This window comes from Amphritea sp. (assembly GCF_048266285.1).
GTDB lineage: Bacteria > Pseudomonadota > Gammaproteobacteria > Pseudomonadales > Balneatricaceae > Amphritea.
On sequence record NZ_JBLWZV010000024.1, the window covers coordinates 54,818 to 62,586 of the forward strand.

Here is a 7,769-nt window from a genome sequence, read left to right on the forward strand (position 1 = left end):
TTCGCCCCTGCAGCGGTGCTAGAATGTCGCAGAATTATGACCTGACACGAGCTTTTGGCGCAGAATATGACACACACCCAGAACAACACGGGCGCAAATATTGACCCCCAGGAAATCGCAAAATTCGAAGAACTGGCCAGCCGGTGGTGGGACCGTGACAGTGAATTCAAACCACTCCACGATATCAATCCACTGCGGGTCGACTTTATCGACCGAATAGCATCCCTGAGCGGCAAAAAAGTACTCGATGTTGGCTGTGGGGGCGGCATCTTATCCGAAGCGATGGCTCACCGCGGCGCGACCGTTACCGGTATCGATATGGGCGAAGCACCGTTAAAAGTCGCCAAGCTACACGGCCTTGAGAGCGGTGTCGGCGTAGACTATCGTCAGGTCACCGTCGAAGAGCTAGCCGTTGAACAGCCTCAACAGTATGACATTGTCACCTGCATGGAGATGATGGAACATGTGCCAGATCCGTCTTCTATTGTTGACGCCTGCAGCCAACTGGTAAAACCCGGCGGCCATGTTTTTTTCTCGACGCTAAATCGCAATCCCAAAAGCTATATGATGGCCATCGTCGGCGCCGAATATCTATTAAAGCTCGTCCCTAAAGGCACCCACGACTTCAATAAGTTCATCCGCCCATCTGAACTCGCCAACTGGATTCGACAGAGTGGTTTGCAGAGCGAAAAGATCACCGGCCTCACCTACAACCCTTTGAGCAAAATCTATAAGCTCAACGACCGTGATGTCGATGTCAATTATATGGTTGCCACCCGGAAGCCCGACTAAACAATGAAGAGATCACGACCTGAGGCTGTACTGTTCGACTTAGATGGCACGCTGATCGATACTGCGCCTGATTTTCACGCGGTAATCAATCAACTTCTAGCCGAACATCAACGCCCTCCCGTCAGCGCGGCCTTTCTGCGGCGCTATGTCTCTAATGGCGCACGCTCGATGATCGGCGCCGCCTTTGAACTCCCAGAACAAGACCCCGCGTTTGATACTCTCCATCCGAGAATGCTTGAACTCTACCTACAACATCTTGATGTCGACACCCAACCGTTCCCTGGCATCCCTGCACTGCTACACTGGCTCGGTGAACAACAAATACCTTGGGGTATCGTCACCAACAAGCCCGAATGCTACACCACCCCCGTCATGCGGGGGCTCAATCTACAGCCCGCCCCCGGGACAGTTATCTGCCCAGATCATGTGCAGCAAAAAAAGCCCCACCCAGAAGCACTATTCCTCGCCTGCAAGGCACTCAATTGCACCCCCGAGCACAGCGTTTATATTGGCGATCACCGTCGCGATATTGAAGCCGGTCTAAGAGCCGGCATGCAGACCATCGCCGTCAGCTATGGTTACCTTGATGAGGGTGAAGATATAAATAGCTGGAATAGCCACTTCCGGGTCGATCACGCCAGTGACATCCGCCCTATTTTAGAAACCCTTTATTGCGATCGCTAGCGATCAGACACAGGAACAGCCATGTACGACTATCAGGCACCGGAAAACCTACTCCAAGAAAAAATCATTCTCGTGACCGGCGCAGGCGACGGTATTGGACGCGCAGCCGCCCTTAGCTATGCCGCTCACGGTGCAACGGTTATATTACTGGGCCGCACAGAAGAAAAGCTCAATACCGTCTACGACGAAATTGAGGCTGCCGGTTATCCACAGGCCGCAATCATTCCACTGAATCTAGAAACCGCTGGCGAAACGGATTTTGACCGCCTAGCGGCCATGTTAGAAGAAGAGTTTGGCCGAATCGATGGCATTTTGCATAATGCCAGCCTGCTTGGCATACGGACGCCAATAGAAAGCTATGATCCAATCGTATGGCAACAGGTGATGCAAGTGAACGTCAATAGCACTTTCATGCTAACTCAAGCACTGCTGTCCCTGACAAACGATTCAGAAGACGCCTCTATTATCTTTACATCGTCAGGTGTCGGCCGAAAAGGGAAGGCATTCTGGGGTGCTTATGCCGTGTCTAAATTTGCCACTGAAGGCCTAATGCAAGTATTGGCCGATGAATTAGAGCATAACCCCAATATCCGCGTTAATGCGATCAACCCTGGGGCGACACGCACCAATATGAGAGCGAACGCTTATCCGGCAGAAAATCCAGAAAGCAACCCTAGCCCGGAAGAGATCATGCCGCTTTATCTCTACCTCATGGGCCGGGATAGCCGCGCAGTCAACGGCCAATCCATCAACGCCCAGTAACACTCAATTTTTAAGCAAAAAAAAACGCAGCTTCAAAAGCTGCGTTGACGATTAACGATCAGATCGTTTCGGCCCTACCGAGCGGCGTGTTTTCTGACGCTTAACACGCCGCTCAGCCACCTCCTGCTCTTTCACCGATAACGGCTTATTTCGCTTCTGCTTCATATCCATCATACTGGACAGCATATTGATCTCTTTCTGAGTCAACTCTTTCCAATGCCCCGCCTTCACCTCACTCGGCAAGAAGAACGGTCCATAGCGCACCCGTTTCAAGCGGCTCACTTGCACCTCTTGAGACTCCCACAGACGCCGCACCTCGCGGTTACGACCTTCCATGATGCAGACGTGGTACCACTTGTTAGCCCCTTCACCGTTAAAGAACTGAACATCAGTGAAGCGCGCCATACCATCATCGAGCAGCACACCTTTTTTGAGTCGACCAATCATCGCTTCGTCAACATCGCCCAAAATACGTACCGCATATTCACGGTCGATATTAGCCGAAGGGTGCATCAAGTTATTAGCCAGATCTCCATCGGTGGTAAATAGCAGCAAGCCCGAGGTATTAATGTCCAAACGACCAACTGCAATCCAACGCCCCTGTTTCAACGGCGGCAGGTGATCAAAAACCGTTGAACGCCCCTCTGGGTCATGCCGAGTCGCCACTTCACCGAGAGGCTTGTTATAAATAAGCACACGGCGCTCGCTATCACGATCGAACACCATTTTCTTAGCTTCGCCGTCAACCTCTACCTCATCCCGAATCGAGATTCTGTCGCCGAGCGTTGCAACCTGACCATTAACACTAATACGGCCAGCTTCAATCCAACGTTCCATCTCACGACGTGAACCTAATCCGGAACGCGCCAAAACTTTCTGAAGTTTTTCGTCTATCACCGACGCATCCTCTTATCGTTTGTAATAATTAACCTCAACAAGGCTAATTTAAAAATAGTTAATCTCAACATAAACAAAAAAGCTCTTCGACGCGCGCCGAAGAGCTTTTTTAATAATAGCGGAAAGTGCTTATTAAATTAAGCAATCTTCCTTTGTTTTACCTTGAGCAAATGCAGCTTGGAAAGCAGCAGGGGTACGACCACGGCCAGACCACTGATGTACTTCACCGTTTTCATCTGTCACTTGATACTTAGGAGCAACTTTTTTCTTAACCGGCGCATCAACCAGCGTCATTAGATCATCCAGACCAATACCGGCTTCTTGCATGCTCTGTTTAATCGCTTCGATCTTTTCAGTACGCTCACGTTCTTCAGCCTGTCTTTCTTCTTCATACGCTTGCTTCTCTTCCAGTATTTCAGTCAGATCAGCAATTGCCTTTTCAATATCAGAACTTGAAAGCTCGTGACACTGTTTACGCAGTGAGTTTTTGCGGGTAAGAAGTTTTACAAAGTCGGTCATTATAAATCACCAATGAAAAGAAAGTTTAGGAATAAAGGAATTATTGATTAAGTAATACGGTTTTTCAATAAAAAAACCAATTAATTATAATCATTCAAAATCTGATACATCACCAGCACCCTTACGAATAATAACAGGTACATCATCCACTAGGTTAATAACAGAGGTTGCTTCCATGCCGCAGTAGCCCCCATCAATCACAAGATCCACATCATGCTGCAGCAGATCGCGTATTTCATAAGGGTCAATCAAAGGTAACTCTTCGCCAGGCATAATAAGCGAAGTACTCATAATAGGCTCACCTAATGCTTCCATTAACTGTAGCGCAATATTATTTTGCGGAATTCTAAGACCAATAGTCCGGCGTTTAGGGTGTAATAAACGTCGCGGCACTTCCGTGGTCGCATTAAGAATAAAAGTATAAGCACCGGGCGTCATTGCTTTAAGCAAACGATAAATTGAATTATCTACTTTTGCATAGGTGCCGATTTCAGATAGATCTCGACATACCAAAGTAAAGTTATGCTTATCGTCTAATTTACGGATCCGCTTAATTTTCTCCACCGCCCCCTTATCACCGAGGCGGCACCCGAGTGCATAGGCACTATCGGTAGGATACACAATAACACCGCCTTTATTGATGATCTCAACCGCCTGACTAATCAGACGCTGTTGAGGGTTATCGGGATGGATCTGAAAAAGCTGGCTCACAAGAAACCCTTCTAGGTAAAGTTATTTAATCTATTCTACTAAAAACGCGGTTAATGCTGAAGCAATTTAGAAAGCACATGGTGATTTACACTGCTGTAACGCGGATATTTCCCAATATCCGTCCAATGAAACTGCCTTTTATGAAAATCACTGCCCGCCGAAACCATTATATTAAATTTTGAGGCGAGTTTATCAAGTTGTAATTGATGACCGGATTCAATCCCGGGGTAACTTATTTCAATCGCATCGCCACCCTGTTCACAAAAACCACCGGTCAATATCCGCACCTTAGTAAACGTCATATTATATTTGGTCGGATGGGCTAATACCGCAATACCACCCGCCTGATGGATTATATCAATCGCTTCTTCCATCGTCGGCCATTCCGCTTTCACATCTCCGACTTTGCCCGCACCAAGATAACGATTGAATGCCTGCACTTCATTTTTGACCACACCCGCCTCAACCATCGCTTGCGCAAAGTGCGGCCGACCAACCTGACCTGTACCGGATAATTCCAACACTCGTGGTAGCAAATCAGGCATATTGCGTTTCATTAGCTTTTCATTAATAAGTCCGGCACGTTGCAGACGCAATTGGTCGATTTTACGTAAATAATCACATAATGCCGGATGATGCTCATCAAAACCTAAACCGACAATATGTACCATATTACGACCCCATTCAGAGGTTAGCTCGATACCGGACAGCACCTTAACGTCATAATCAGCCGCAGCAGTCCGCAGTTCACCAATACCGGCGACCGTATCATGATCCGTAATAGCAAATACGGCTACCCCCCGCTCATGAGCCCCCTGCAACAGTTCTGCCGGGGTCAACTCACCATCGGAGTAACAGGAATGACAATGAAGATCGCTAAAAGGCAATTCATCACCGGTTTCGGGTTTATAACTTAACTGGCTCACTCTATAATCACCCTACTTCCTAAACAAAAAAATGTTGTTATGAAACTACTTTTAGATTTTCTACCGGTCATTATCTTCTTTATTGTCTACAAAAGCACCGATGATATTATTCTAGCCACAGCTGTGCTCATTCCAGCCACTCTATTGCAGATGCTCTATACCTGGCTAAAAACCCATAAAATAGAGACGATTCAACTAGTGACCCTAGCGTTAGTGGTAGTACTCGGGGGCGCAACCGTGATGTTTCAGGATAAAACCTTTATCCAATGGAAACCTACCGTCGTCACTTGGCTATTCGCCGCAGCCTTCTTGGGCAGCCAGTTTATCGGCAAAAAGACCATCATACAGCGTCTCATGAACGGCACCATCGAGCTGCCCGCTTATGCTTGGAAGCAATTAAACATCGCTTGGATCATTTTTTATATTATTCTTGGCGCAATTAACCTGTATGTCGCCTACACTATGAGCGAAGAAACATGGGTTAACTTCAAGCTGTTCGGCATGCTCGGCCTAACAATGGTGTTTATTTTGCTACAGGGCTTTTATATATCGAAGCACATGACCCCTGATAACAACAGTAACCAAAGCGACAACTAAGGATTATAGAATGTTTTACGCCATTATTAGCGAAGACAAGCCTAACTCACTTGAACGAAGACTGGCCTCCCGCGCTGAGCATCTTGCCCGACTCGAAGCATTACGTGACCAAGGCCGGTTATTAGTGGCTGGTCCACACCCAGCGATCGACAGTGAAGACCCAGGCCCAGCAGGATTTACCGGCAGCTTGGTGATCGCTGAGTTCAGCTCACTCGAACAAGCTCAGGCTTGGGCAGATCAAGATCCCTATATAGATGCAGGTGTTTATCAGCAAGTGATAGTAAAGCCATATAAAAAAGTTTTACCATAATGTCGCTTTTTAAGCTTAAATACCCATTATCAGCACACTCTGTTTAACTTAGGTTCAGGTTGAACTGGTATAAATAGATCAAAATTAAAACATAAGGATGTTTACGATGAAGAAATTAGCACTTACAACCGCTCTAGCTCTGGCAATGGGTGTTTCTGCTGTAGCCAATGCTCACCCTAACCATGAGGGTTATGCAACGGATACTGGTGACACTGTTTGGAAAACCAGCTACGGTGAATGCTGGCAGCACGGCTACTGGCTGGAAGAAGACAAAACGGTTGACTGTGGCGCTGAAGCCGCTGCACCTGCTCCAGCACCCGCGCCTGCTCCAGCACCCGCGCCTAAAATGGTCATGAAAATGGTCGATGCTGAAGAAAGCCATATCGTTTATTTCGATTTTGACAGCAGCAAAGTAACAGATGTTAGCGCTATCGTTAACTATGTTGGTACTCTGTCTAAACTGAACAGCATTGAACTGAAAGGCTACACTGACTCTATCGGTACTAACGCTTACAACGATGCGCTGTCTCAGCGTCGTGTTGAAGCGGTTGATGCAGCACTGGCCGCATCCGGTATTGATACTGCGAAAGTTGTTACTTACTCTTTCGGTGAAGCGAACCCTGTTAAAGTTTGTACTGAAACAGGTGCATCACTTAAGTCTTGTTTAGCTGAAAACCGTCGCGTAGAAGTTAACATCGACGGCCAGAAGCAAGTTAAAGTACAACAGTAATACAACCCAAGCTTTATGGTTCTAAACAGCCATAAAGCCTGACATAAACCGGCAATCGCACTAAAGTTAGTGAGAGCGCCGGTTTTTTTATGTCCGTTAATACTCATAACAGAGCCAAAGCATCCACCCACAAGCACCCTAAAACAGCTTACACTATTAAACAAACCTGACTATTTCACGATTATTGAACAACGGCTTTCAGGCAAACAACAAAACGCTTTAGCTATCGCTAAACCACTGAGTAAGATGACCGATGACTCACCATAACGTTTTACCCAACTGGCTCAGCTGGTTACCTTTTGGTACCGTTCCGTGCATAACGCCCACGCTGGCTGCTCAGCACCTTCAGGACTATCTGATTATCGATGTGCGTACCTCACAGGAATACCAGAAAAGCCACGTTCCCGGTGCGATCTCAATACCGCTACACGCACTATCCCAGCAGCGAATAAGGACTCTTCCCAACGACAAACCTATTATCTGTATCTGCTTATCAGCCCATCGCAGCAAACCAGCTACCCGCAAATTAATCAAAGCAGGCTTTAACGTCCAAGAACTCAAGGGCGGCATGCTGGCCTGGTGGAAACAATCACTGCCGCTAGAACACTAGCCGCTCATCCCCGCCTTACAGTAAGCGTAGACTGCTCACACCCTAGATCGCTTCGGTTACCTGAGAGTCATTGAGATTGATATTCCAAGGCAGCAGACTTTCAATATCTGTGGTCTTGGTATTGTTGATCCGTTTTAGCACGGCTGTCAGGTAAGCCTTTGGGTCGATACCGTTGAGCTTCGCTGTGCCCATGATGCTATAAAGCGCAGCACCATAATGCCCTCCATCCTC

At 47.3% G+C, this 7,769-nt stretch carries 12 protein-coding genes; 7 read left to right on the top strand and 5 right to left on the bottom strand.

Translation table 11 applies throughout. The annotated features are described in order from the left end of the window. Nucleotides 1-66: 66 nt before the first annotated feature. From ubiG to ACN0T0_RS17980, 3 genes are read left to right on the top strand one after another with little or no spacing between them, the layout of a single operon-like run. On the top strand, nucleotides 67-792 hold the full coding sequence (gene ubiG / locus ACN0T0_RS17970; protein WP_417228112.1) for a bifunctional 2-polyprenyl-6-hydroxyphenol methylase/3-demethylubiquinol 3-O-methyltransferase UbiG: 726 nt from the start codon (nucleotides 67-69) through the stop codon (nucleotides 790-792). Nucleotides 793-795: 3 nt separating this feature from the next. After that, nucleotides 796-1,476: an HAD family hydrolase gene (locus ACN0T0_RS17975; RefSeq protein WP_417228113.1), complete on the top strand. Its 681-nt coding sequence runs from the start codon at nucleotides 796-798 to the stop codon at nucleotides 1,474-1,476. A gap of 21 nt (nucleotides 1,477-1,497) precedes the next feature. Further along, nucleotides 1,498-2,238: a YciK family oxidoreductase gene (locus tag ACN0T0_RS17980; RefSeq protein ID WP_417228114.1), complete on the top strand. Its 741-nt coding sequence runs from the start codon at nucleotides 1,498-1,500 to the stop codon at nucleotides 2,236-2,238. Between the two features lie 51 nt (nucleotides 2,239-2,289). Here ACN0T0_RS17980 and rluB read toward each other — a convergent pair whose 3' ends face one another. From rluB to ACN0T0_RS18000, 4 genes are all read right to left on the bottom strand, one after another. After that, nucleotides 2,290-3,135, bottom strand: a complete 846-nt coding sequence (gene rluB, locus ACN0T0_RS17985; protein WP_417228115.1) for a 23S rRNA pseudouridine(2605) synthase RluB — start codon at nucleotides 3,133-3,135, stop codon at nucleotides 2,290-2,292. Nucleotides 3,136-3,267: 132 nt separating this feature from the next. Further along, nucleotides 3,268-3,654, bottom strand: coding sequence for an H-NS family nucleoid-associated regulatory protein (locus tag ACN0T0_RS17990; RefSeq protein ID WP_417228116.1), 387 nt, complete (start codon nucleotides 3,652-3,654; stop codon nucleotides 3,268-3,270). Nucleotides 3,655-3,744: 90 nt separating this feature from the next. After that, the gene (locus ACN0T0_RS17995) at nucleotides 3,745-4,365 is read right to left on the bottom strand and encodes an L-threonylcarbamoyladenylate synthase (RefSeq protein ID WP_417228117.1); all 621 of its coding nucleotides are present in this window, start codon (nucleotides 4,363-4,365) and stop codon (nucleotides 3,745-3,747) included. A 50-nt stretch (nucleotides 4,366-4,415) separates the two neighbouring features. Beyond that, nucleotides 4,416-5,291, bottom strand: coding sequence for a PHP domain-containing protein (locus ACN0T0_RS18000; protein WP_417228118.1), 876 nt, complete (start codon nucleotides 5,289-5,291; stop codon nucleotides 4,416-4,418). Nucleotides 5,292-5,330: 39 nt separating this feature from the next. On the opposite strand from ACN0T0_RS18000, the gene ACN0T0_RS18005 reads away from it, so the two are divergent. The 4 genes from ACN0T0_RS18005 to ACN0T0_RS18020 all read left to right on the top strand — a co-directional run bounded on the left by ACN0T0_RS18005 (nucleotide 5,331) and on the right by ACN0T0_RS18020 (nucleotide 7,538). Next, nucleotides 5,331-5,888, top strand: a complete 558-nt coding sequence (locus ACN0T0_RS18005) for a septation protein A (protein ID WP_417228119.1) — start codon at nucleotides 5,331-5,333, stop codon at nucleotides 5,886-5,888. A 10-nt stretch (nucleotides 5,889-5,898) separates the two neighbouring features. After that, nucleotides 5,899-6,198 carry a YciI family protein gene (locus ACN0T0_RS18010; RefSeq protein ID WP_417228120.1) on the top strand — a complete coding sequence of 100 codons (300 nt, stop codon included), beginning with the start codon at nucleotides 5,899-5,901 and terminating at the stop codon, nucleotides 6,196-6,198. 106 nt (nucleotides 6,199-6,304) lie between these two features. After that, a complete protein-coding gene (locus ACN0T0_RS18015; RefSeq protein WP_417228121.1) occupies nucleotides 6,305-6,928 on the top strand; it encodes an OmpA family protein in 624 nt (207 codons plus the stop codon). 253 nt (nucleotides 6,929-7,181) lie between these two features. Next, nucleotides 7,182-7,538: a rhodanese-like domain-containing protein gene (locus ACN0T0_RS18020; protein WP_417228122.1), complete on the top strand. Its 357-nt coding sequence runs from the start codon at nucleotides 7,182-7,184 to the stop codon at nucleotides 7,536-7,538. A 42-nt stretch (nucleotides 7,539-7,580) separates the two neighbouring features. On the opposite strand, the gene ACN0T0_RS18025 is transcribed toward ACN0T0_RS18020, so the two are convergent. Then, nucleotides 7,581-7,769: transposase domain-containing protein (locus tag ACN0T0_RS18025; RefSeq protein ID WP_417228123.1), on the bottom strand; the 189-nt coding region annotated here is incomplete at its 5' end.

What these genes read in the sequence shown, in the direction of transcription:
- ACN0T0_RS18015 (WP_417228121.1), top strand. Translation starts at nt 6,305, where the DNA reads ATGAAGAAATTAGCACTTACAACCGCTCTAGCTCTGGCAATGGGTGTT.
- ubiG (WP_417228112.1), top strand. Translation starts at nt 67, where the DNA reads ATGACACACACCCAGAACAACACGGGCGCAAATATTGACCCCCAGGAA.
- ACN0T0_RS18005 (WP_417228119.1), top strand. Translation starts at nt 5,331, where the DNA reads ATGAAACTACTTTTAGATTTTCTACCGGTCATTATCTTCTTTATTGTC.
- ACN0T0_RS18020 (WP_417228122.1), top strand. Translation starts at nt 7,182, where the DNA reads ATGACTCACCATAACGTTTTACCCAACTGGCTCAGCTGGTTACCTTTT.
- ACN0T0_RS17980 (WP_417228114.1), top strand. Translation starts at nt 1,498, where the DNA reads ATGTACGACTATCAGGCACCGGAAAACCTACTCCAAGAAAAAATCATT.
- ACN0T0_RS18010 (WP_417228120.1), top strand. Translation starts at nt 5,899, where the DNA reads ATGTTTTACGCCATTATTAGCGAAGACAAGCCTAACTCACTTGAACGA.
- ACN0T0_RS17975 (WP_417228113.1), top strand. Translation starts at nt 796, where the DNA reads ATGAAGAGATCACGACCTGAGGCTGTACTGTTCGACTTAGATGGCACG.
- ACN0T0_RS17990 (WP_417228116.1), bottom strand. Translation starts at nt 3,654, where the DNA reads ATGACCGACTTTGTAAAACTTCTTACCCGCAAAAACTCACTGCGTAAA.